A 21,165-nucleotide genomic window follows, 5' to 3' on the forward strand; every position below is an offset into this window, starting at 1 on the left:
AGACAGAAAAAAGGTTGATGCGAGCATCAACCTTTTCTTTCATTTTGAGTTTGAATGAGCGCGTTAGCCTTGAGGCTTCACCACCATAACGTTGATTGGTGAGTTCTCTACTACTTTACTCGCTACAGAGCCCAGCATCACTTTGTTGATCTTCGAACGTTTGTGGCTTGGCATAATGATAAGGTCTGCACCTAAACGTTCTGCGTAATCTAAGATGGTTGCGTAAGCTTTACCTTCCGCAACATGCACCTTGTAAATCACTTCGTCGTCCATATGCTGATCAGCAAACGCTTTTAGCTGCTGCTTTACGTCTTGCTTCATTTTTGCAGCGGCATCTTTCGGAAAGTAACTCGCGACCATTGACATATGGATGCCTGGCAATACTGTCAGCAGGTGCACTTCAGCATTGGCTTGCTTCGCCTGCCATACCGCCAATTCAACGGCGCGGTCAGAAAAGCCTTGGTCATTTAGATCAACCGGAACAAGAATTTGTTTGTACATTCAATGTCTCTCATTAAGGCCCCGTATCCTCGAGGCCAAATCGGTTATGCGCTCAACTGTTCCTTACGAGCACGACGTTTTTGGTTCAGGGCAAGTACCAGCAAAATCATCAAACAAGGGATAAATACCCACTCTTTCATCGGTCGATCGGCGTCTTGAACTACCCATTTGATCTCCCAATCGAAGTCGATACCAGAAGATTCTGCCGGGCTGCCAAATTCAACCATGTCTACGATCATTTTGCCGTCGTTCTCGGTCAGCATTAGACCCATTGAAGAAATACGCTCTTCAGCGGTTGCCGCTTTATCTTCGAACGGAAGACGTACCGTTTTCTCTATGTAATCGCCTTCTAAGTTTTCACCAGCGACACGTAACTCTAGGGATTCTCCTACATTTAGCCCTTCTGTGATTTGAGCTATCTCAACACCAGGGGAAAGAACTTTCGCTGGGTAGAGCATGTCCCACCAGAAACCAGGGCGGAAGAAAGAGAACGTTAATACTAATAGTAGGACCGTTTCCCACCATTTGTTACGTGTGAACCACCAACCTTGCGTCGCCGCAGAGAAAATCAACATGGCAATGATTGAAGAGATTACGGTCAGCGCTAAGTGCCACCAAGTGTCGATCCCCATCAATAGAAGTTGAGTGTTGAAGACGAACATAAATGGCAGGATCGCAGTCCGAATATCGTAGGTAAAGCCTTGAATACCAGTACGAATCGGATCTGACTTGGCAATTGCAGCAGCTGCAAATGCAGCCAAACCTACTGGAGGGGTATCGTCAGCCAATATACCGAAGTAGAACACGAATAAGTGCACCGCAATCAGTGGGATGATCAAGCCATGAGCTGCCCCCAGAGTTACGATAACCGGTGCCATTAGTGTTGATACAACGATGTAGTTTGCAGTTGTTGGCAGACCCATACCCAGAATCAAACTGATAACCGCAGTAAACAGCAGCATGAGTATGACACTACCACCAGAGATGAACTCGACGAAGTCTGTCATCACCAAGCCAATACCAGTAAGGGTGACCACACCAACTACAGTGCCTGCCGCTGCTGTTGCGACACCGATACCGATCATGTTACGTGCGCCTGACACCAAGCTCTCTGCGAGGTCAACAAAGCCGTCTTTAGTTTGTTCAACCAAGTCACCTTGTTTTGACAGTAATGCGATCAATGGGCGTTGCGTCAGCAAGATAAAGATCATGAATACTGTTGCCCAGAATGCCGATAGACCCGGAGAAAAGCGTTCAACGGTCAAACACCAAACCAGTACGACGATAGGCAATAGGAAATGTAAGCCAGATTTAATTGTTGGACCCGGATCTGGGACCTCAGTGAGTTCCGCATCAATTTCGATTGCACCATCTTTGGCGTGGTTGGCTGAAATCTTCACCAGACCGACGTAAGCAATTAATAACGCGATGGTTACGATGGTTGTAGCAGCATCGCCAAATACGTCTTTAGTCCAACCCACACCGTAGTAAACCAAGGCACTGATAACGCACAAACCGAGAATAGTGCCAGTAAATGACAATAGGCTTTGTAGCATTGTTGGGTTGTGGCGACGAGGAAGCCCTGTCATGCCAGCTTTACATGCTTCTAGGTGAACAATGTAAATCAAGGCGATGTAAGAAATCAGTGCTGGAAGTAGAGCAGCTTTGATGACTTCAACGTAAGAGATACCGACGTACTCTACCATCAAGAATGCCGCTGCACCCATGATAGGTGGTGTGAGCTGACCGTTAGTAGAGGCTGCAACTTCAACAGCACCCGCTTTTGTTCCAGGGAAGCCAACTCGCTTCATCAATGGAATCGTAAACGTACCTGTCGTTACTACGTTAGCGATGGATGAACCTGAAACTAGACCGGATAGACCTGATGCAACCACTGCGGCTTTCGCTGGACCACCTTTCATGTGACCAAGCAGTGAGAAAGCAACTTTGATGAAGTAAGCACCAGCACCTGCGCGCTCTAGCATGGCACCAAACAGTACGAACAAGAATACGAAAGACGTTGATACGCCAAGCGCCACGCCGAATACACCCTCTGTTGTTAACCACAGATGCGACATCGCTTTGTTTAAGCTTGCGCCTTTATGAGCAATAACATCTGGCATGTATGGCCCAGCGAAGGTGTAAGTCAGGAATACGGCTGCAACGACCATCAAAGGGGGACCCAGTGCACGACGTGTTGCTTCAAGCAACAATGCCATACCAGTGACTGATACCACGATATCGACAGTGGTTGGTGCGCCTGAACGGCCGGCAAGCTCAGTGTAGAAAATATAAATGTAAGCTGCCGCAAAACTGCCCGCTAGTGCCAATATCCAGTCAATCAAAGGGATATGATCACGCGGAGAGTTTTTCATTGCTGGATAAGCAGTGAAAGCGAGAAAAGTAGCAAAAGTTAAATGAATTGCTCGCGCTTCAGTGTCATTGAGTACGCCAAAATTAAAAATAAATGGTAGCGGAGAGGCATACCATAATTGAAATAGCGACCAGCACAGTGGTACGAACCATAGGATTCGACCTTGCAAGCCCATTGGGCTACGCGCACCTGTGTCTGCCTGAGCCACCATCTCTTGCACATCTTGTGACGGAGTGTTGTTCGTCGCCATGTACTTTTTCCTTATTATTGATGGTCCTGTCTGTTTTATGTTTCGAGAACCTCGCTTCGCTATAACAGTGTAGTGAATAGAGCGAAGTTTGCTTTCGATTGAACCGCGATAACCCTTAAACTCATTGAACGATGAGAGTGGTAAAGGTGCGTTTTCTTTTTCTTAGGTATGAGCGCGACTTCCGAAAGAAATCGGCAGATTGCATAAAGCAAATTGAACAAAGTATGCTGATGGGGCTGTCCCGCCAGCATACTCAATCAGGCAGAAAGCGATCCGTTTCTGCCTGAGCTTGAAGTCAGTAGTTGCTTACTTAAGCAGACCTACTTCTTTGTAGTATTTCACTGCACCTGGGTGAAGAGGGATAGAAAGACCAGCTTTCACCATGTCTTCTTTCTTCAGGTTTGCAAATGCAGGATGTAGACGTTTGAATGTGTCGAAGTTTTCAAACACCGCTTTTGCCACGTTGTAAGCGACATCATCAGAAACGTCTGATGTTGTTACCATTGTTGCCGCAACACCAAAGCTGTTTACGTCTTTGTCTGTACCACGGTACATACCAGCAGGTACTGTGCTAAACGCGTAGTAAGGGTTTTCAGCAACGATCTTGTCGATCTCTGGACCTGTCGCAGGGATCAGTTTCGCGTCACAAGAGGTTGTTGCTTCTTTGATTGAACCGTTCGGGTGACCAACCATGTAGATGAACGCGTCGATCTTGTTGTCACATAGAGCTTGTGAACGCTCTGAGCCTTTAAGCTCTGATGCTAGCTTGAAGCTGTCGTTAGTCCAGCCCATTGCATCCATCACTACACCCATTGTTGCGCGGTCGCCAGAACCTGGGTTACCGATGTTTACACGTTTACCTTTCAGGTCTTTAACGTTTTCGATACCAGAATCTGCACGTGCAATGATGTTAAAAGGTTCTGTGTGAAGAGAGAACATTGCGCGTAGTTTTTTGTACGGACCTTGTTCAGCAAACTTGCTCGTACCGTTGTAGCCGTGGTACTGCCAATCCGATTGCACGATACCAAAGTCTAGCTCGCCAGCACGGATTGTGTTGACGTTGTAAATTGAGCCGCCAGTCGATTCTACTGAACAACGAATGTTGTGATCTTTACGACCTTTGTTTACCAATTTACAAATAGCACCACCAGTAGGGTAGTAAACACCTGTAACAGAGCCAGTACCGATAGTAATAAACTCTTGAGCGTTAACTGCGCCTGCGCCCATAACTGCTGCAGCGATAGCGCCTACTTTAAGAAGTTTGTTAAATGCCATGAATTTCCCTTCCTTATATTCATTATTAACCCGGAAATAACCATAAATTACTTCAGGAGTTTCCTATTTGGAAACGGCATCTTTTCCAATCCAATCGTTTGAAAAAGCGAGCGAATCATAACAAAAAATTGGCAGAAAATTATCCGATTGTTAAAAGTTATAGCGAATAAGTCTAAATGTTGCGACTGAGAGTGGAGATAAATTTGTAAGTTAATTCTTTCTAGAACAAATACTTATGATGAGTTTGAGAAGAGGTGTTAAAAAAACCAATAGCGTGATGTTGATCACAAAATTGCTGGGTGAAAAATAAGCTGTAAAATCAAAAAATTTACATTTTTAATGGGCTACAAAATTCAATTAATTTCATAGCCCACAAACAGTTACTTAGCCTGTGTATTCGAAAAGTTCACACACAGATTTGAACAGTTGTTCTGTAGATACTGGCATTGTTGGGGTAATGAAGATAGTGTCATCGCCCGCAACGACACCAAGAATACCCTCAGATTTGCCAAGAGAGTCAAGCAAGCGTGCGATCAGTTGAGCAGCACCTGGACCTGTATGAATGACAACCAAAGCGGCGTTATGATCAATATCTAATACCAACTCGCGTAGAGAGCTGCTCACTGTTGGTACACCTAGCTCAGCAGGCAGACAGTAAACCATCTCCATTTTTGCGTTGCGTGTACGGACAGCACCAAACTTGGTTAGCATGCGAGAGACTTTAGATTGGTTGATGCTTTCAAAACCTTGTTGTTTTAGTGCATCAACGATTTCGCCCTGTGAGCCAAAACTCTCTTCTTTTAATAAGGCTTTAAAAGCGCGAACTAAGTTATCTTGTTTTTCTGAATTGCGCATAGTCGTTATGATTCTCTTATCAAGGGTCAGCAATTTTGCATATTCTCGCATAGATATTCATGCAGTGCCAAAAAGTCACGACATTATGTTAATTCCATCACTGTAAACCCTAAACAGGATAGGATTCTTTAAGTATGAAATCGTTGACCTATTTATTGTGTTGAATTTCTTGTCATTTCAACAGAATAAAAGAATAATCAGACCTTTGTTTGTAGCACGGTAACAGTGAGTTGCGCGAGGTCGCAAAGCTGGCGTTAATTGATTGTAATCAAGTTGTGATTCCGATAGCTTTATTTCAGCTGGTTACAAAATACCCTACGAATACGTTTATAAGAGAAATACTCTCAAGGAGAACTACATGAAAGTAGCCGTTATTGGTGCCGCTGGCGGCATCGGTCAAGCACTGGCCCTTCTACTTAAGAACCGTCTTCCTGCAGGTTCTGATTTAGCCCTATATGATATTGCTCCAGTAACTCCTGGTGTGGCTGCTGATCTTAGCCATATCCCAACTCCAGTTTCTATCAAAGGTTACGCTGGTGAAGATCCAACGCCTGCACTTGAAGGTGCGGACGTGGTGCTAATCTCAGCTGGTGTGGCTCGTAAGCCTGGTATGGATCGCGCGGATCTGTTTAACGTAAATGCTGGCATCGTTAAATCGCTAGCAGAGAAGATTGCCGTTGTATGTCCAACAGCATGTGTAGGTATCATCACTAACCCAGTGAACACAACGGTGCCAATTGCTGCTGAAGTGTTGAAAAAAGCAGGCGTTTACGACAAGCGCAAGCTGTTTGGTGTAACGACGCTAGATGTTATCCGTTCAGAAACATTCGTTGCTGAGCTAAAAGACAAAGATCCAGGTGATATCCGCGTGCCTGTTATCGGTGGTCACTCTGGCGTAACGATTCTTCCTCTACTTTCTCAAGTTGAAGGTGTTGAGTTCACGGCTGAAGAAGTAGAAGCTCTGACGAAGCGTATCCAAAACGCAGGTACAGAAGTTGTAGAAGCAAAAGCGGGTGGCGGTAGTGCAACTCTGTCTATGGGTCAGGCGGCATGTCGCTTTGGTCTAGCGCTAGTTCGTGCTCTTCAAGGTGAAGAAGGCGTGATCGAGTGTGCATATGTTGAAGGCGATAGCGAGCATGCTCCTTACTTCGCGCAACCTGTGAAGCTAGGTAAAGATGGCGTAGAAGAAGTTCTAAGCTACGGCGCATTAAGCGACTACGAGAAGTCGGCACTTGATGGCATGCTAGAAACGCTAAATGGTGATATCAACATTGGTGTTGAATTCGCAAAATAAGCGTCTCTACATGCAAAGCATGTAAACAAGACAAATAGCAAAGAAAGCCGATCTTAGGATCGGCTTTTTTGATCCTTTCTTTTGGCTTGCCGTATCAGAGTCAGAACCAAACAACTTTGTGAAGGAGAAGATGATGGAAGCGAGTCGAATCCGTAAAGGTATGGTTGTAGAGTGTCAGCAAGGTGTTGGCACCATCTTGGTCGTCGATCAAGAAGCTGAAACCGTTCTATTGGCGAAGCAGGGGTCAGAAGAGCAGCTTGCGGTAAGCTTTGATGAAATAGAAGACAACCCACAGTTGCATGGTAACTGCGATCAATATTACTAAGGACTGTTACCAGTAAAAGATAACAAAAAGGAAGAGCATGACTCTTCCTTTTTACTTTTGGGTCTTTCTTTTTTGTTAGCTAGTGCGCTTCACAGACATATGAGCGAGTGTAATTAGTGCTTGCTTATAGTCGGATTCAGGCAGCACCGCCAACTCAGCAATGGCTTTATCGGCTTCTTCTAACGCTTTTTGTGTTGTGTACTCAAGAGAACCAGCTTGCTGCATAACCGTTAAGATATCTTCTAGTCGATCCATACCGTTAGCTTTCTCGATAGCTTCACGAATCATCGCTGCGTTATCTGGCGTGGTATTGCGCATCGCATGCAATAGAGGAAGCGTTGGTTTGCCTTCAGCCAAATCGTCACCAACATTCTTACCCATATCCTCACCGTCTGACGTATAGTCCATCACGTCATCGATCAGTTGGAATGCGGTGCCAAGGTATTTGCCGTAGTTTTGCAATGCCACTTCTACTTCTTCTGGTGCGTCATTTAAGATGGCACCAATCTGCGTTGCTGATTCAAACAGACGCGCAGTTTTTGAGTAGATGACCTGCATATAGCTTTCTTCAGTCGTGTCAGGATCATTACAGTTCATTAACTGCTGAACCTCACCTTCTGCGATCACATTAACTGCATCACTCATCAGTTTAAGGATCTTCATTGATCCTAGCTCAGTCATCATTTGAAATGAGCGAGTATAAATAAAGTCCCCAACTAACACGCTCGCGGCATTACCAAACGCAGCATTCGCTGTCGCTTTACCACGGCGCATGTCAGATTCATCAACTACATCATCGTGCAACAGAGTCGCAGTATGGATGAACTCGATAAACGCCGCAGCCATGGTATGACCGTTACCTTGGTAACCAAGAGCACGAGCTGACAATATCGCCAGAAGTGGTCTCAGGCGTTTGCCTCCACCACTCACGATATAGAAACCGAGTTGGTTGATTAAAGAGACATCAGAATTTAGTTGGGCTTGAATTGTTTCATTCACTTTTGCCATGTCATCGGCAGTAAGCGCTTGGATAGTTTTAAAATCCATCGTATATCCGGCTGAAGTTAGACCCTGCAAGGCTTATTCGATTTATATAATTGTCGAATAATACACTAAAAAACGTTGATTAATACATTACTAAAGGGCATGATTGCCGCACTTTTCTTTGGCGATTAGCTTTTCGCCAATTTTTTCAAAATATGGCTTGTCATAGGGGCATCTCTTCTGTAGAATCTGCGCCCTATTGATGATTAGTTTAGCGCACACCCTCATGAAAAGGCTGTGCGGAAAAAGCGGAGTAAAATATGTACGCTGTTTTCCAATCTGGTGGTAAACAACACCGTGTAAGCGAAGGTCAAACTCTTCGTTTAGAGAAATTAGACGTTGAAACTGGTGCAACTGTAGAATTTGATAAAGTTCTTCTTGTTGCTAACGGCGAAGACATCAAAGTTGGTGCTCCTCTTGTAGAGGGCGGCAAAGTTGTTGCTGAAGTTGTACAACACGGTCGTGGCGATAAAGTTAAAATCGTTAAGTTCCGTCGTCGTAAGCACTCTCGTAAGCAACAGGGTCACCGTCAGTGGTTCACTGAAGTGAAGATCACTGGTATCAACGCTTAATCTATTAGGAGAGTTTAACAATGGCACACAAAAAAGCTGGTGGTTCTACTCGTAACGGCCGCGATTCAGAAAGCAAACGTCTAGGTGTTAAGCGTTTCGGTGGTGAATCTGTTCTTGCAGGTAACATTATCGTTCGTCAACGTGGTACTAAGTTCCACGCTGGTAACAACGTAGGTATCGGTAAAGACCACACTCTATTCGCTCTTACTGAAGGTAAGGTGAAGTTCGAGGTTAAAGGTCCTAAGAACCGTAAGTTTGTAAGCATCGAAGCTGAGTAATTTTACCTTTTAGGTTAATTACTAAAGCTTTATAGCTGAATTCAAAAGCCCTGCCGATTCGGCGGGGTTTTTTATTTGTAGCAGTCGGCATATTCAAGTTTCTCGTTTTAGCCCATCGCGGTTGGAATCTGGGAGCTTAGATCTGTCATCTGCTAAAATTGTTTGATGGCAAATCAGATTTAATCCACGCACGAAGTAGTCGGAGTAAAAGATGAAGTTCGTAGATGAAGCGGTAGTAAAAGTTCAGGCTGGTGACGGCGGTAGCGGCGTTGTAAGTTTCTGGCGTGAAAAATTCATCACTAAAGGTGGCCCTGATGGTGGCGACGGTGGTGATGGTGGTGATGTATACATCCAAGCCGATGAAAACCTAAATACCCTGATCGATTACCGTTTCCAACGCTTTTACGAAGCAGAACGCGGTGAAAACGGTCGCGGCGGTAACTGTACTGGTAAACGTGGTAAAGACATCACACTTCGCGTGCCAGTAGGTACTCGCGCAGTTGATATCCACACTAACGAAATCGTTGCCGAAGTAGCAGAACACGGTAAGAAAGTGATGGTCGCTAAAGGCGGCTGGCACGGTCTTGGTAACACGCGTTTCAAATCTTCAGTAAACCGCGCACCTCGTCAGAGAACGCTGGGTACTAAAGGTGAAATCCGTGAGATCCGTTTAGAACTATTGCTATTGGCTGATGTTGGTATGCTTGGTCTGCCTAATGCAGGTAAATCAACCTTTATCCGCGCAGTATCAGCAGCAAAACCAAAAGTAGCTGATTACCCATTTACTACGTTAATCCCAAGCTTGGGTGTAGTGAGTGTCGTACCTGAGAAAAGCTTTGTTGTTGCAGACATTCCAGGTCTAATTGAAGGCGCAGCTGACGGTGCTGGTCTAGGTATTCGCTTCCTTAAGCACCTAGAACGTTGTCGTGTGTTGCTGCACATGATCGATATCATGCCAATCGATCAGTCAGATCCAATCCAAAATGCCCTAACTATCATTGATGAGTTAGAGCAGTACAGTGAAAAACTAGCAGGCAAACCTCGTTGGTTAGTTTTCAACAAAACGGATCTGATGCCTGAAGAAGAAGCGAATGAAAAGATCCAAGAGATCTTGGATGCGCTAGGTTGGGAAGACGAGTACTTTAAGATCTCGGCGATCAACCGTAACGGCACAAAAGAGCTTTGCTACAAGTTAGCTGACTTTATGGAAAACCTACCTCGCGAAGAGGAAGAAGTTGCTGAAGAAGATAAAGTTAACTTCATGTGGGATGACTACCATAAAGACGCGATCGCTGGTAAAGACGTTGTTACTGAAGACGACGACGATTGGGATGACTGGGACGATGAAGAAGACGACGGTCACGTTGTTTACGTCCGCGACTAATCGCTAGCTAATTCACTAAGCCGCAATGTGTATTGCGGCTTTTTTTGTATCTAAATCATATTTAGTAGATGTGATTTACGGCACAATAATAAATTATACCCAAGTGACTTCAAGGCGAAGGAGTCAGAGCGAGTCGATGACACGCTTACAAAGGGCGAGTTGTCTTGGCTTGTGCACTTTGTTGTCGATTTTTAATTTAGGTTCACTAAATCCTTAAATCGCTGTGCGTCTACAACCCAAGACATTCTGCTGAACCAAACGTCTTGAGGTTACTTGGGTATAAATGGACTTAGGAAGTATTTATGACACTGGAAGCTATACCGTCTTGTACTACGACGGCATCCAATCAAAGAGCCATCTCTCGGCTTGTTGCCCAAGCAGGGCAAATGTTATTAGCCCATGGGGCAGAAAGTACGCTGGTTAGTGACATTATGCAGCGCATTGGCATTGCATGCGGTGTGAGTGACGTTGCGGTGGCATTATCAGCCAATGCTTTAGTGGTGACGACCGTAAAGGACGATCACTGCATCACCACCACAAGAAGCTGTGCGGATCGTGGCATTAATATGCGTGTGATAACTCAGATCCAACGCATTTGTATCATGATGGAGCGTGGCTTACTTGATGTGAAAATGGCGCAGAAGAAGCTCAATAGTATCAGTCCTGAGCGCTATAACCGTTGGTTAGTTGTATTTATGATAGGGCTTTCCTGTGCGGCATTCAGTCATTTGGCTGGAGGTGATTTAGGGGTGTTTGTCATGACTTTTCTTGCTTCTGCTGGCGGTATGATCGTGCGACAAGAAATTGGTCATCGACACTTTAATCCCCTTCTCAATTTTGCTGTTACGGCCTTTGTTACGACGTTGATTTCAGCTCAAGCGGTTATCTTCGAAATTGGTAACTTGCCGACTGTTGCCATGGCGTCTTCCGTATTAATGCTGGTTCCAGGCTTTCCATTGATTAACTCGGTTGCCGATATGTTGAAAGGTCATATCAACATGGGCATTGCACGTTTCACTATGGCGAGTTTGCTCACTCTAGCTACTTGTCTTGGTATTGTTGCTGCAATGGAAGTAACCGGTATTTGGGGATGGATGAGCTAATGAGTGTATTTGAGCTGATTTTAGGGCTTTTAAACGACATGTTCTTTGCCGCTATTCCTGCGGTTGGTTTTGCTATGGTCTTTAACGTGCCACAAAAGGCACTTAAGTACTGTGCGGCAGGTGGTGCGATCGGTCATGGTAGCCGTTATCTAATGATGCACTTTGGCTTGCCAATTGAGTGGGCGACCTTTTTCGCGGCGACTTTAGTGGGCTTGATAGGTGTTCACTGGTCCCATCGCTTTCTGGCTCATCCAAAAGTATTCACCGTGGCTGCTTTAATCCCTATGGTTCCAGGGGTATTCGCTTATAAAGCCATGATAGCCATGGTTGAGATAAACCACTTAGGTTATTCGCCTGAACTCATTGCGACGTGCATGGAAAACTTTCTTAAGGCGATGTTTATTATTGCAGGCTTAGCGGTTGGCTTGGCGGTTCCGGGGCTGTTATTCTATCGCCGCAGACCCATAGTATAAGGACCCAATATGATCATCAGCATGATTGCCGCGATGGCAGACAATCGAATCATCGGTAAAGACAACCAGATGCCTTGGCATCTTCCTGCAGATTTTGCATGGTTTAAGCGCTGCACTATGGGCAAGCCTGTTGTGATGGGACGTAAGACCTATGAATCGATCGGGCGTCCTCTACCTGGTCGTTTGAACATTGTCATCAGTCGTGATGAGTCACTTTGTATTGAAGGTGTCACAACTGTCACATCGATTGAGCAAGCATTAGACGTTGCGGGTGAGGTGGAAGAGGTGATGATCATTGGTGGTGGTGCGATTTACGCAGCTTGTCTGCCAATGGCAACCAAGTTGTATGTGACTCATATCGAAGCTGAAATTGAGGGCGATACTCAGTTCCCTGATTGGGGTATTGAGTTTAAAGAAACGTACTCTGAGGCATACCAAGCAGATGGGAAAAACGCTTACAACATGCGTTTTACTGTCCTTGAAAAGTAATCGGATAGAATGAGAAAAGCACCGCAAACGCGGTGCTTTTTGTTTTTTAGTCCGGCAATCAGAGCCGTTAACTGAGAGCTTCTTGAATGAAGACTTGTTTGTCTTCCCAACGAATCATAGTTAGTGAGCCCCCCCAAACGCAGCCCGTATCAAGTCCAATAATGCTTTCATCGATATGACCTTGCAGTGCCGCCCAATGCCCAAAAAGTACCGCTTTTTCTAGAGGGATTCTTTGCGGTAACTTAAACCACGGCACCAGTTCATCCTCTGATACTTCTTGCGGTGGCAATTTACAATCCATATCCAGTCGCCCATCAGGAAAGCAGAAACGCATACGGGTAAAGGCATTGATGGTATAGCGATAGCGATCAAGTCCCGATAGGGATTCATCCCAAAGATCAGGTTGGTTGCTGTACATGTTTTCTAGCAGCCAAGGTAATTGTTCACTTCGAATGATCGCTTCCACTTCACGGGCACAGGCTCTGGCGGTTTCAAGATCCCATAGCGGAGAAATACCGGCATGGCACATTACAAACTCATCGTGTTCTGCAAGTAGTGGTTGTTGAGCGAGCCAAGTCAGTAATTCGTCTTTGTCTGGGGCAGAGAATATGGGTGCGGTTTTGTCTTTATCTTTGACCTTTTTGAGTCCTTGCGAGACCGCCATAAGATGCAGGTCATGATTACCGAGCACGACTTTAGCGCTGTCACCAAGAGAACGAACAAAGCGCAGTGTTTCTAATGATTTAGGACCTCGAGCGACAAGGTCGCCAGCTAACCAAAGTTGGTCATGTTCTACAGAAAAATTAACTTGCTCTAATAGCTGTTGAAGCTCGTCAAAACAGCCTTGGATGTCTCCAACAATGTAGTTAGCCACAGAGTCTCCTGATTAATTTAAGACGTTAGGAACAGCCAAGCGGAATGGGTCAATCTCAGTGATGAATTCCTGTCCTTTTTCATCCAGTAACATGTAGTGTCCCTGCATGACACCAACTGGTGTTTCTAACGCAGTGCCACTGCTGTAAGTATACTCGTCATTACCTGCGATAAAGGGTTGTTGACCAACAACACCTTCGCCCTCTACCGTCATTTGTTTACCGTTGGAGTCGGTAATCAACCAGCGACGACTGACTAATTGTACCGTTTGTTGGCTGAGGTTTTTTATTGTGATGACGTAAGCGAACACATAGCGTTGTAGCTCTGGATTGGACTGTTCTTCGATGTATTTGGTATGAACTTGAATCTTAATGCAAGGTTGAATGACGTCCATGTGCACTCCTCAGAAACGTAATATCCCAATAATAATAAGCCAAACCGGCAAGGGTTTGGCTTATCGTTTGAGTTCTTAGTGCTGCGGGTTATCCGCGAGCCAGTTCGCCATGGCGACGAATTGTTGTAGCGTCAAGTTTTCTGGACGCATGCCTGGGTTGATACCAAGCTCTTCCAACACCTCTGTACTGAGCAGAGATTTATAACAGTTACGTACTGTTTTACGGCGTTGGTTAAAGCCTTCACGACATACTCGCTCCAGCAAACGTAGATCTTTAGCTGGGCATGGAAGTTCTTCGTAAGGTACTAGACGAACAACAGCTGAGTCTACTTTCGGTGGCGGAACAAAAGCGGTTGGTGGCACTTCTAGCACTGGTACTACTTTACAGTAGTACTGCGCCATGACCGTTAGACGACCATAAGCCTTGCTACCCGGACCTGCTGCCAAGCGGTTTACTACTTCTTTTTGAAGCATAAAGTGCATATCTTGAATGTCTTTATGGAATTCAAATAGGTGGAACATCAATGGTGTAGAGATGTTGTATGGCAAGTTACCAAAGATACGCAGCTTGTTGTTTGGCTTCACCAGTTGAGTGAAGTCGAAACGCATCGCGTCGCCTTCATGGATAGTAAGCTTATCTGCCAATTCAGGATGGTTGCGTAGACGTTCTGCTAGGTCACGGTCCAATTCGATCACCGTGAACTTGTCGACTTCGCGACCAACAGGTTCGGTGATTGCACCTAGACCCGGGCCGATCTCAACCAGGTTTTGACCTGGTCTTGGGTTAATTGCTGATACGATACCGTCAATAATGTACGGATCGTTCAGGAAGTTTTGACCAAAACGTTTACGCGCTTTGTGTCCTAAATGGACATCATTTCTCATTGTTTCTTCTCTACCAATTCTATCGCATGCGTGAGCGCTGTTCGGAAGCTCCCTGTATCCGCTTGACCTGTCCCTGCCAGTTCTAATGCAGTACCGTGATCCACCGAGGTTCTAATAAAAGGTAGACCAAGAGTAATGTTTACTGAACGACCAAAGCCTTTGTACTTTAATACTGGCAACACTTGGTCGTGGTACATGCCTAAAACAGCATCAGCATCGTTTAAATACTTTTCATTGAAAATGGTATCTGCCGGTAATGGACCGATCAGATTGATTCCTTTTTCTTGTCGAATCTTTTCCAATGTCGGAGTGATGGTCTCGATCTCTTCGCGACCCAAACAGCCATCTTCTCCCGCATGTGGATTTAACCCGCAAACATAGATGTTTGGCTGCGAGATGGCAAATTTTTCTACAAGATCTTTATGAAGAATATCGATGATTTTTTCTAATCGCTCTTCCGTGACGGCTTTTGATACGTAAGCCAAAGGAATGTGCGTAGTGACAAGTGCTACTCTCAGTCCTTCAGTTGCCAGCATCATCACGACCAACGGTGTGTTGGACTTCTCGGCGAAGAATTCAGTATGACCACTGAAAGCAACGCCTGAGCGATTGATCACCCCCTTATGTACAGGGCCGGTGACAATAGCATCAAATTCATCATTCATACAGCCCAAAGCGGCTCTTTCTAGTGTTTTTAATACGTAGTGACCGTTAGCTTCATTGAGTTGACCAGCGATGACATTCTCTGCCATTTCGATATGGTCAACGATCAAGGTACCCGCTTTTTGGGCTTTGGGTGCTTCTTCTGGATTGTAATCAGTCAGTTGAACATCAACGCCGAGTAGTGCGGCACGTTCCAACAGCATGTTTTTGTCTGCGCAGACGACGATTTGGTGTGCCCAGTCTTCCTTAGACAAGGCGAGCACCAAATCGGGACCGATACCCGCAGGTTCCCCTGCGGTTACGACGATTCTGCGAATCGAATTAGTTGCCATCATTATCATCCACGATTTCAACGAATGCGCTTGCGCGTAGCTCTTGCATCCATGCGCCAGCTTCTTCATTAAACTTACGGTTAAATAGAATTCGGTATGCTTTGTTCTTCATCGCTGAATCCGTGCGGTCTACCTGGCGACGGTCTAGAACTTCAACAATGTGCCAACCGTGTACCGTTTTAAATGGTTCACTGATTGAGCCGATCGGTAGTGTTTCTACTTGGTGTTTAAATTCTGGCACGTATAGGTCAGGAGTTTGGTAACCTAGCTCACCATTTTGCGCTGCTGAACCAGGGTCTTGGCTGTATTGTGTCGCCAACTGAGCAAAGGTCGCTTCGCCTGCCTTGATACGACGAATAAAGTCATTTAGCTCTTTCTTCGCACCATCATCACTTAGGATTACCGTCGGTTTGATTAGGATATGGCGAGCATTTACTTCTGTTACTGCCACGGTTTCAAGACCTTTTACATCTTCAATTTTTAGGATGTGGAAGCCTACGCCGCTGCGGAATGGACCAATGATGCTACCTTTGTTTTGCATTTTGATCTGGTCTGCAAAGATGGTCGGCATTTCTTCTTTACGCATCCAACCCCAATCACCACCCTGTAGGGCTTTTGGACCTTTTGAATAGGTGTATGCCATTTCCGAGAAGTCAGCACCGTCTTTTAGTTTCTTAACCAAGGCTTTTGCTTCGGCTTCTACTTCTGACTTGTCTTTATCATCAGAGAAGCGAAGTTGAATATGACCAATTTTGTACTGAACGGTTGCATTGGTTTCTTTTGCCAGTTGGTCGGCAAGGCTGTCTACTTCAGCAGGAAGAATATTGATACGACGACGCACTAGCGCATTGCGAGCTTCAGAAGCCGCAATTTCTTTACGGATCTGTTCACGAAACTCTGGGTAGCTTAGACCTTCAGCTTGAACAGATGCTGCAAGTTGCTCTACGGTCTGCTTGTTATTACGAGCAATTTCCGCAATTGCTTGGTTTAGACGGTTGTCATCGATACGGACGCCAATACGATCAGCTTCCTGTCCTTGTAGTGTGTCGATGATCAGTTTTTCTACCACTTGGTCTTTCAGCACACTTGCTGAAGGTAGGCTCTTGCCATTTTGACGAGCATTTGCCTGAAGCGTCTTCATCGCAGTATCGATGTCACTTTGAAGAATTACGCCGTCGTTAACGATAACCGCAACCTTATCAAGCTCTACTGGCGCAGCGGTTACACCACAAGAAAGTAGCGCGGTGAATAAGAGTGATTTCCAAATTTTCATTAAAAATTCCGTCAGTAATATAGATTAAGCGTCTTGCTATTGTTTAAGACGCCTAATTTGATTAATTGTTCAAATAGAATGGACGACCGTATTTGATTGCGTTGTCTGAGCCATCAAGCTCTTTCGCCGCAGTATCAGCTCGTTGGTTGGTTGCAAAACCTTGAATACCAAAGTTTACGCTGATGTTGTTTTCGTATTTTGGTGATGCGCCAGCACTGCCAATGGCTTTTTCATCCCAGCCAAGCAGTTGGTTGGAATATGTCAAACCAAAGTACCAACAGTCAGATTGGTAACGCACGCTCGCCAACCATTCCATATCAATGTTTTCATTCAGGTCATAGTAGTACTGACCACTTGCAGACCAGCTTGGGTTGAACTCGTAAGCTGCTACAATACCCGCTTGTGAAATCCCCTTACGAGTGATCGTATCTAGGTTTTCGAGAATGATCGTATCTTCGATGTATTCTCGAGTGACGTAACGGTAGTTACCTTGAACAAAACCACCATTGAATTGGTATTCCAGCGTGCTGTTAGCAAGCTGCATTGCGCTCAAATCAATGTCGTATTGAATACCGCCGTGGTAGAACAGGTAATCGTTGTAGTTGAAGTCTGTTTCAATTGCCCAAGATGAGTAGTTTGAGGTCTCATCTGGCACGCTAGGACTGTTACTGATCTTGGTTTTCTTATCGAAGTAGTAGATCTGACCAAACGAGATATTGAGGCGCTCTTTATAGTCATCATCAAAGAATCGAGTACTTGCACCGTAACTCAACTGGTTTGCTGATGCGATCTTATCAATGCCACTGTATTTACGGCTGCGGAATAGACCATAGTAGTCAGTTTGCAGCAAGGTGGTATCGTAGTTGTAGATGTTCGTCTGATCTTCTTCAGGGACATACAAGTACTGCAACTGAGGCTCTAGCGTTTGTGTGTAGCCTTCAATCCAGCTAGTGTCACGCTCTAGATACATACGTGCATGCGTACGGAACTCTGGGATGACGCGTGATACGTTTTCATCAAGCTGGTTGCGTAAATTAGTATCTGTTAGCCCTGTTAAGTCTTGAGAGTAGTATGTCGATAGGACACGAGCTTCTGTAGTCCATGTCGCCCATGAGTTCGAAAGCGGGATAGTAAGACCTGGCTCTACGTGAACACGAGTTGCATCGGGCTTAGCTGTATCATCAGTATCAAAGCGGCTGATTTGGCTCTTCACGTCAAAGTTAACGTAATTGCCCATGAGTGGTGTGTAGTAGTTCAAATCCAACTGAGGCAGCAGACGGTATGGTTGGTTCTCGTCTTGAAGTAGGATTTGGAAATCACGAACTCGCAGTGATGCATCCCAGAAATTCGAACGGTATTGTACTTCACCTTCTTGAAGCAACTGACCATCTTCTCGGTTACCAATATCAGAGCTGAGATCTCGGAAGTAATCAATATCGCTGACTTTGGAGTAGTCTAAGTTGACTAACCATTGTTTGTTGATGATGCCTTCATGTTTGAACTGGTAACCCCAACGCGACTCGTCGTTGTACTTCTTGTCGCTGTTCATGTACTCGCCTTTGATTTCACCTTGTCCCCAACCATCGGTTAGGTAACGAAAATCAGCGTCGAGCTTGTTACCACGCTTCTGCATGTATAACGGGGTAATCGTCATGTCGTACTCAGGCGCGATGTTCCAATAGAATGGAATCTCAACTTCCATACCATCGTTGGAGCCATACGACAGAGAAGGGAATAGGAAACCTGTCTTACGCGTATCACCAATTGGCATTGTTAAGTACGGTACGTAAAAAACGGGAACGTCCAATACTTCAAAACGAGGGTGGTGCAGTGTAGCGGTTTCTTCATCTTGGTCGACATCAATACCTGATGCGACTAATCGCCAAGAGTTATCGCCTTGAGGGCATGATGTGATAGAGCCGTCTTCCAGCTCATAAACGGATTGACCCGTACGTGCGATATACGCTGCGGTACCTCGACCTTGCTGGCAAAGGAATTGGTAGTCGGTATTTTCTAGCGAGAAGGTATCTCGGTTGATGTCGTTGGTGACACGATCAGAGCGCGCCTTCACTTTACCGTCATTGAAGGTTACGTTACCTTCCGCTACCACTACATTGTCTTGCTGATGAAGTGTCACGCTATCCGCAGTAATCTTCTTTGGTCCTTGCGTCACTTCTACGTTGCCGGAGTATTGGGCTTTGTCGCCATTGATCGCCTGAAGACTATCAGCTTGTACTACGACTGGGGAATTTAGCGCGTCCTCCTCACCACTTGTCTCGACCAAACATTGATCTGTGATGGGCATTTCCTGCACACTATCATTGATATTCGCTTCAGCTTGAGTGGTGGGTACAAACAAGGCGGTGCTGATAGAGGCCGCTAAAAATGTGCGGGAGAAATGTTGCATTGAATTGAACTTTCCTGTGTCACTACTACTCGATGGCTATAGGGCTTGTTGTACCCTAGCTTTATAGCCAAATGAATCAACTATAGTTTGCAATTATCCCAGAGCATGGACTCGCTGTGGCATAATGCCGATATAAAATAGCTGCAAAGATAAGCAGGCGAAATAGCCTGACCGTAAAAAAACTAATTCCATTATCATAAAGGAAATCGTTGCGTCCGGCACTATAAGACCGCCGTCGTCGATAAAAATTCATTGATAGAGAACACATAATGCATATTTTTGGCAAAATATTGGGTGCCTTTTTTGGCTTGTTACTCGGAGGTCCATTCGGTTTATTGTTTGGTCTATTTATCGGTCACCAATTCGATAAAGCACGTCGTTTGAGTCAAGCGGGGTTTTCTACTGGCGGTTTTGGTAAAGGTCCAAGCCAAGCTCAACGTCAGGAAGAATTTTTTAAAGCAGCATTCGCAGTAATGGGACATGTGGCTAAAGCCAAAGGGCAGGTAACGAAAGAAGAGATTCAACTTGCTTCAACGATGATGGACCGCATGAGCCTTCATGGTGAGCAACGCCGTGCTGCCCAAGATGCATTCAGAGAAGGCAAAGAGAGCGACTTTCCACTGGAAGAAGTATTGGTCCGAGTGAAGATTTCTTCAGCCGGTCGCTTTGATTTGCTGCAATTCTTTTTAGAGTTACAAATTTCTGCCGCATTTGCCGATGGTTCTATTCATCCGAGTGAGCGCAGTGTTCTACATAAAATTGCTCGTGGTCTTGGTTTCTCTTCCGAACAGCTAGAGCGACGTCTCAATATGCAAGAAGCGGCTTTCCGTTTCCAAAGCCAAGGTGGCTTCCATGGTCAGCAGCAAGGTCAGTATCAATCTTCAGGTGCAGGGTGGCAGCAAGCGTCACAAGCAGACCAGTTGGCCGATGCCTATAAAATTCTAGATGTGTCTTCAGATGCAGACGGTAAAACCGTTAAGCGTGCTTACCGTAAATTGATGAACGAGCATCACCCAGATAAATTGATGGCAAAAGGTCTACCACCAGAGATGATGAACGTTGCGAAAGAAAAGTCGCAGGAAATTCAAAACGCGTACGATCTGATCAAAAAGGTGAAGGGCTTTAAATAAGCGCGTATTCTTATCAAATCTCAATAAAAAGGGCACCTAGTGCCCTTTTTTAGTTTCTGTCTGGTCTTTGGTTTGGTGATGGTTTCGAGCTTTCGGGTTAGCATGATCCAAAAGCGTATAGACCTACCAGTCCCCATCAATTGGCTTGATTTAAATTCCAATCGTATTCGTATTTTACTTTTCCAGAAAAGCCTTGGTATTGCGGAGCATATTGAGCAATGTGATTAAATACTTGTTCCTCACCACCAAAATCTTCAGCAAACCAGTCATAAATGGAAGAAAGCTGCGCTGAATTACCTTTAATTGATACACCTTTACTACTGTTAATAAATGTTTTGGCTGCAGAGTCGAGTAGCGCTTGCGTGTTTTCAGCGGTGAATGCTTGAGTTTGTAAATTTGGACATCCCAAGCTTGCACAATTCACTGCATAGTGTGTTCTCGGATCTTGCCAAATTGGACGCAAAATACGATGTTCAATGTCGTTTAAAGTCAAATCTTTACCATTCACCACCACAACTTCGTCTCCCCAAGGTCCAAAGCTAAATAGCCCGCCTAGTTTCGTAATGGATTTAACAGGGTAGTTATCCAAAATTAGGTCAACGGTGATGGCGTTATAAAGGTTAACCCAATACGCGTATTGCTCTGCTTGATTGTATTGTAGGGGATCGAGTTTGGCTAAGCGTTGGATGTACTGTTTTAACTTCGCTTTATCCGTTGCTGAAACTTGGTTATAGCGAAATAACGTGTTTTCATCCTGCTCAACCAAATAGCGGTCTAATAGTTGTTGCCATTCTTGGTGAGAAATTTGTGTTTTGTTGGCTTGATTCGATTGCTTCCAATACGGCCACAAATCGGATTTCGGCGCAGAAAAAGCGGAGAAAGAGGCGAGGGCACACAATATCAATAATAGACGCTTCATAATTGAACCTTTGGGTTAAACCTTGTTGATAGTGTAGACCTGTAGAAGAAGTAGTTTCTTTCTGAGGTAATG

General features: G+C 45.1%; 21 protein-coding genes. 9 read left to right on the plus strand and 12 right to left on the minus strand.

Going from position 1 to position 21,165, the window contains the following annotated elements; translation table 11 throughout:
- Window positions 1–63: 63 nt before the first annotated feature.
- From ABMY42_RS16455 to argR, 4 genes are all read right to left on the minus strand, one after another.
- On the minus strand, window positions 64–501 hold the full coding sequence (locus tag ABMY42_RS16455) for a universal stress protein (RefSeq protein ID WP_005450497.1): 438 nt from the start codon (window positions 499–501) through the stop codon (window positions 64–66).
- 44 nt (window positions 502–545) lie between these two features.
- On the minus strand, window positions 546–3,125 hold the full coding sequence (locus ABMY42_RS16460) for a TRAP transporter permease (RefSeq protein ID WP_005450496.1): 2,580 nt from the start codon (window positions 3,123–3,125) through the stop codon (window positions 546–548).
- Window positions 3,126–3,431: 306 nt separating this feature from the next.
- On the minus strand, window positions 3,432–4,400 hold the full coding sequence (locus ABMY42_RS16465) for a TAXI family TRAP transporter solute-binding subunit (RefSeq protein ID WP_009698854.1): 969 nt from the start codon (window positions 4,398–4,400) through the stop codon (window positions 3,432–3,434).
- Between the two features lie 384 nt (window positions 4,401–4,784).
- Complete coding sequence (argR, locus tag ABMY42_RS16470; protein ID WP_005430583.1) at window positions 4,785–5,255, minus strand: transcriptional regulator ArgR; 471 nt, start codon at window positions 5,253–5,255, stop codon at window positions 4,785–4,787.
- Between the two features lie 358 nt (window positions 5,256–5,613).
- On the opposite strand from argR, the gene mdh reads away from it, so the two are divergent.
- Both mdh and ABMY42_RS16480 read left to right on the plus strand, forming a co-directional pair.
- Complete coding sequence (gene mdh / locus ABMY42_RS16475; protein WP_005450494.1) at window positions 5,614–6,549, plus strand: malate dehydrogenase; 936 nt, start codon at window positions 5,614–5,616, stop codon at window positions 6,547–6,549.
- A 133-nt stretch (window positions 6,550–6,682) separates the two neighbouring features.
- Window positions 6,683–6,874 (plus strand): hypothetical protein, encoded by a 192-nt coding sequence (locus tag ABMY42_RS16480; protein ID WP_005430528.1) that lies wholly within the window; start codon window positions 6,683–6,685, stop codon window positions 6,872–6,874.
- Window positions 6,875–6,949: 75 nt separating this feature from the next.
- Here ABMY42_RS16480 and ispB read toward each other — a convergent pair whose 3' ends face one another.
- A complete protein-coding gene (gene ispB, locus ABMY42_RS16485) occupies window positions 6,950–7,921 on the minus strand; it encodes an octaprenyl diphosphate synthase (protein ID WP_005450493.1) in 972 nt (323 codons plus the stop codon).
- 257 nt (window positions 7,922–8,178) lie between these two features.
- Between ispB and rplU the strand changes: the two genes are divergently transcribed.
- From rplU to folA, 6 genes are all read left to right on the plus strand, one after another.
- Entirely contained in the window at window positions 8,179–8,490 is a 312-nt protein-coding gene (gene rplU, locus ABMY42_RS16490; RefSeq protein ID WP_000271393.1) for a 50S ribosomal protein L21, read from the plus strand.
- A gap of 20 nt (window positions 8,491–8,510) precedes the next feature.
- Window positions 8,511–8,768, plus strand: a complete 258-nt coding sequence (rpmA, locus tag ABMY42_RS16495; protein WP_005383095.1) for a 50S ribosomal protein L27 — start codon at window positions 8,511–8,513, stop codon at window positions 8,766–8,768.
- Between the two features lie 211 nt (window positions 8,769–8,979).
- Entirely contained in the window at window positions 8,980–10,152 is a 1,173-nt protein-coding gene (gene cgtA / locus ABMY42_RS16500) for an Obg family GTPase CgtA (RefSeq protein WP_005450476.1), read from the plus strand.
- Window positions 10,153–10,454: 302 nt separating this feature from the next.
- A complete protein-coding gene (locus tag ABMY42_RS16505) occupies window positions 10,455–11,255 on the plus strand; it encodes a threonine/serine exporter family protein (RefSeq protein WP_017817252.1) in 801 nt (266 codons plus the stop codon).
- The gene (locus tag ABMY42_RS16510) at window positions 11,255–11,728 is read left to right on the plus strand and encodes a threonine/serine exporter family protein (RefSeq protein WP_009698851.1); all 474 of its coding nucleotides are present in this window, start codon (window positions 11,255–11,257) and stop codon (window positions 11,726–11,728) included. The genes ABMY42_RS16505 and ABMY42_RS16510 overlap by 1 nt, the downstream gene beginning before the upstream one ends.
- A 9-nt stretch (window positions 11,729–11,737) precedes the next feature.
- Window positions 11,738–12,217 carry a type 3 dihydrofolate reductase gene (gene folA / locus ABMY42_RS16515; RefSeq protein ID WP_269986541.1) on the plus strand — a complete coding sequence of 160 codons (480 nt, stop codon included), beginning with the start codon at window positions 11,738–11,740 and terminating at the stop codon, window positions 12,215–12,217.
- A 67-nt stretch (window positions 12,218–12,284) separates the two neighbouring features.
- Here folA and apaH read toward each other — a convergent pair whose 3' ends face one another.
- From apaH to lptD, 6 genes are all read right to left on the minus strand, one after another.
- Window positions 12,285–13,091 carry a bis(5'-nucleosyl)-tetraphosphatase (symmetrical) ApaH gene (apaH, locus tag ABMY42_RS16520; protein ID WP_005450472.1) on the minus strand — a complete coding sequence of 269 codons (807 nt, stop codon included), beginning with the start codon at window positions 13,089–13,091 and terminating at the stop codon, window positions 12,285–12,287.
- A gap of 12 nt (window positions 13,092–13,103) precedes the next feature.
- A complete protein-coding gene (gene apaG / locus ABMY42_RS16525; protein ID WP_005450471.1) occupies window positions 13,104–13,484 on the minus strand; it encodes a Co2+/Mg2+ efflux protein ApaG in 381 nt (126 codons plus the stop codon).
- A 75-nt stretch (window positions 13,485–13,559) separates the two neighbouring features.
- The gene (gene rsmA, locus ABMY42_RS16530) at window positions 13,560–14,369 is read right to left on the minus strand and encodes a 16S rRNA (adenine(1518)-N(6)/adenine(1519)-N(6))-dimethyltransferase RsmA (protein WP_005450470.1); all 810 of its coding nucleotides are present in this window, start codon (window positions 14,367–14,369) and stop codon (window positions 13,560–13,562) included.
- A complete protein-coding gene (gene pdxA / locus ABMY42_RS16535) occupies window positions 14,366–15,364 on the minus strand; it encodes a 4-hydroxythreonine-4-phosphate dehydrogenase PdxA (protein WP_274877092.1) in 999 nt (332 codons plus the stop codon). Before pdxA ends, rsmA begins: the two co-directional genes overlap by 4 nt.
- The gene (gene surA / locus ABMY42_RS16540; protein WP_005450468.1) at window positions 15,354–16,637 is read right to left on the minus strand and encodes a peptidylprolyl isomerase SurA; all 1,284 of its coding nucleotides are present in this window, start codon (window positions 16,635–16,637) and stop codon (window positions 15,354–15,356) included. Before surA ends, pdxA begins: the two co-directional genes overlap by 11 nt.
- Before the next feature lie 61 nt (window positions 16,638–16,698).
- On the minus strand, window positions 16,699–19,044 hold the full coding sequence (gene lptD / locus ABMY42_RS16545; protein ID WP_005450467.1) for an LPS assembly protein LptD: 2,346 nt from the start codon (window positions 19,042–19,044) through the stop codon (window positions 16,699–16,701).
- A gap of 269 nt (window positions 19,045–19,313) precedes the next feature.
- On the opposite strand from lptD, the gene djlA reads away from it, so the two are divergent.
- Window positions 19,314–20,174 carry a co-chaperone DjlA gene (gene djlA, locus ABMY42_RS16550; RefSeq protein WP_009698850.1) on the plus strand — a complete coding sequence of 287 codons (861 nt, stop codon included), beginning with the start codon at window positions 19,314–19,316 and terminating at the stop codon, window positions 20,172–20,174.
- A gap of 136 nt (window positions 20,175–20,310) precedes the next feature.
- Here the strand turns inward: djlA and ABMY42_RS16555 are convergent, their stop codons facing one another.
- Entirely contained in the window at window positions 20,311–21,093 is a 783-nt protein-coding gene (locus ABMY42_RS16555) for a DUF547 domain-containing protein (protein ID WP_277204633.1), read from the minus strand.
- Window positions 21,094–21,165: the final 72 nt, after the last annotated feature.

This window comes from Vibrio sp. SSH13-20, from assembly GCF_040104475.1.
GTDB lineage: Bacteria > Pseudomonadota > Gammaproteobacteria > Enterobacterales > Vibrionaceae > Vibrio > Vibrio harveyi.

What these genes read in the sequence shown, in the direction of transcription:
- ABMY42_RS16455 (WP_005450497.1), bottom strand. Translation starts at nt 501, where the DNA reads ATGTACAAACAAATTCTTGTTCCGGTTGATCTAAATGACCAAGGCTTT.
- ABMY42_RS16460 (WP_005450496.1), bottom strand. Translation starts at nt 3,125, where the DNA reads ATGGCGACGAACAACACTCCGTCACAAGATGTGCAAGAGATGGTGGCT.
- ABMY42_RS16465 (WP_009698854.1), bottom strand. Translation starts at nt 4,400, where the DNA reads ATGGCATTTAACAAACTTCTTAAAGTAGGCGCTATCGCTGCAGCAGTT.
- argR (WP_005430583.1), bottom strand. Translation starts at nt 5,255, where the DNA reads ATGCGCAATTCAGAAAAACAAGATAACTTAGTTCGCGCTTTTAAAGCC.
- mdh (WP_005450494.1), top strand. Translation starts at nt 5,614, where the DNA reads ATGAAAGTAGCCGTTATTGGTGCCGCTGGCGGCATCGGTCAAGCACTG.
- ABMY42_RS16480 (WP_005430528.1), top strand. Translation starts at nt 6,683, where the DNA reads ATGGAAGCGAGTCGAATCCGTAAAGGTATGGTTGTAGAGTGTCAGCAA.
- ispB (WP_005450493.1), bottom strand. Translation starts at nt 7,921, where the DNA reads ATGGATTTTAAAACTATCCAAGCGCTTACTGCCGATGACATGGCAAAA.
- rplU (WP_000271393.1), top strand. Translation starts at nt 8,179, where the DNA reads ATGTACGCTGTTTTCCAATCTGGTGGTAAACAACACCGTGTAAGCGAA.
- rpmA (WP_005383095.1), top strand. Translation starts at nt 8,511, where the DNA reads ATGGCACACAAAAAAGCTGGTGGTTCTACTCGTAACGGCCGCGATTCA.
- cgtA (WP_005450476.1), top strand. Translation starts at nt 8,980, where the DNA reads ATGAAGTTCGTAGATGAAGCGGTAGTAAAAGTTCAGGCTGGTGACGGC.
- ABMY42_RS16505 (WP_017817252.1), top strand. Translation starts at nt 10,455, where the DNA reads ATGACACTGGAAGCTATACCGTCTTGTACTACGACGGCATCCAATCAA.
- ABMY42_RS16510 (WP_009698851.1), top strand. Translation starts at nt 11,255, where the DNA reads ATGAGTGTATTTGAGCTGATTTTAGGGCTTTTAAACGACATGTTCTTT.
- folA (WP_269986541.1), top strand. Translation starts at nt 11,738, where the DNA reads ATGATCATCAGCATGATTGCCGCGATGGCAGACAATCGAATCATCGGT.
- apaG (WP_005450471.1), bottom strand. Translation starts at nt 13,484, where the DNA reads ATGGACGTCATTCAACCTTGCATTAAGATTCAAGTTCATACCAAATAC.
- rsmA (WP_005450470.1), bottom strand. Translation starts at nt 14,369, where the DNA reads ATGAGAAATGATGTCCATTTAGGACACAAAGCGCGTAAACGTTTTGGT.
- pdxA (WP_274877092.1), bottom strand. Translation starts at nt 15,364, where the DNA reads ATGGCAACTAATTCGATTCGCAGAATCGTCGTAACCGCAGGGGAACCT.
- surA (WP_005450468.1), bottom strand. Translation starts at nt 16,637, where the DNA reads ATGAAAATTTGGAAATCACTCTTATTCACCGCGCTACTTTCTTGTGGT.
- lptD (WP_005450467.1), bottom strand. Translation starts at nt 19,044, where the DNA reads ATGCAACATTTCTCCCGCACATTTTTAGCGGCCTCTATCAGCACCGCC.
- djlA (WP_009698850.1), top strand. Translation starts at nt 19,314, where the DNA reads ATGCATATTTTTGGCAAAATATTGGGTGCCTTTTTTGGCTTGTTACTC.
- ABMY42_RS16555 (WP_277204633.1), bottom strand. Translation starts at nt 21,093, where the DNA reads ATGAAGCGTCTATTATTGATATTGTGTGCCCTCGCCTCTTTCTCCGCT.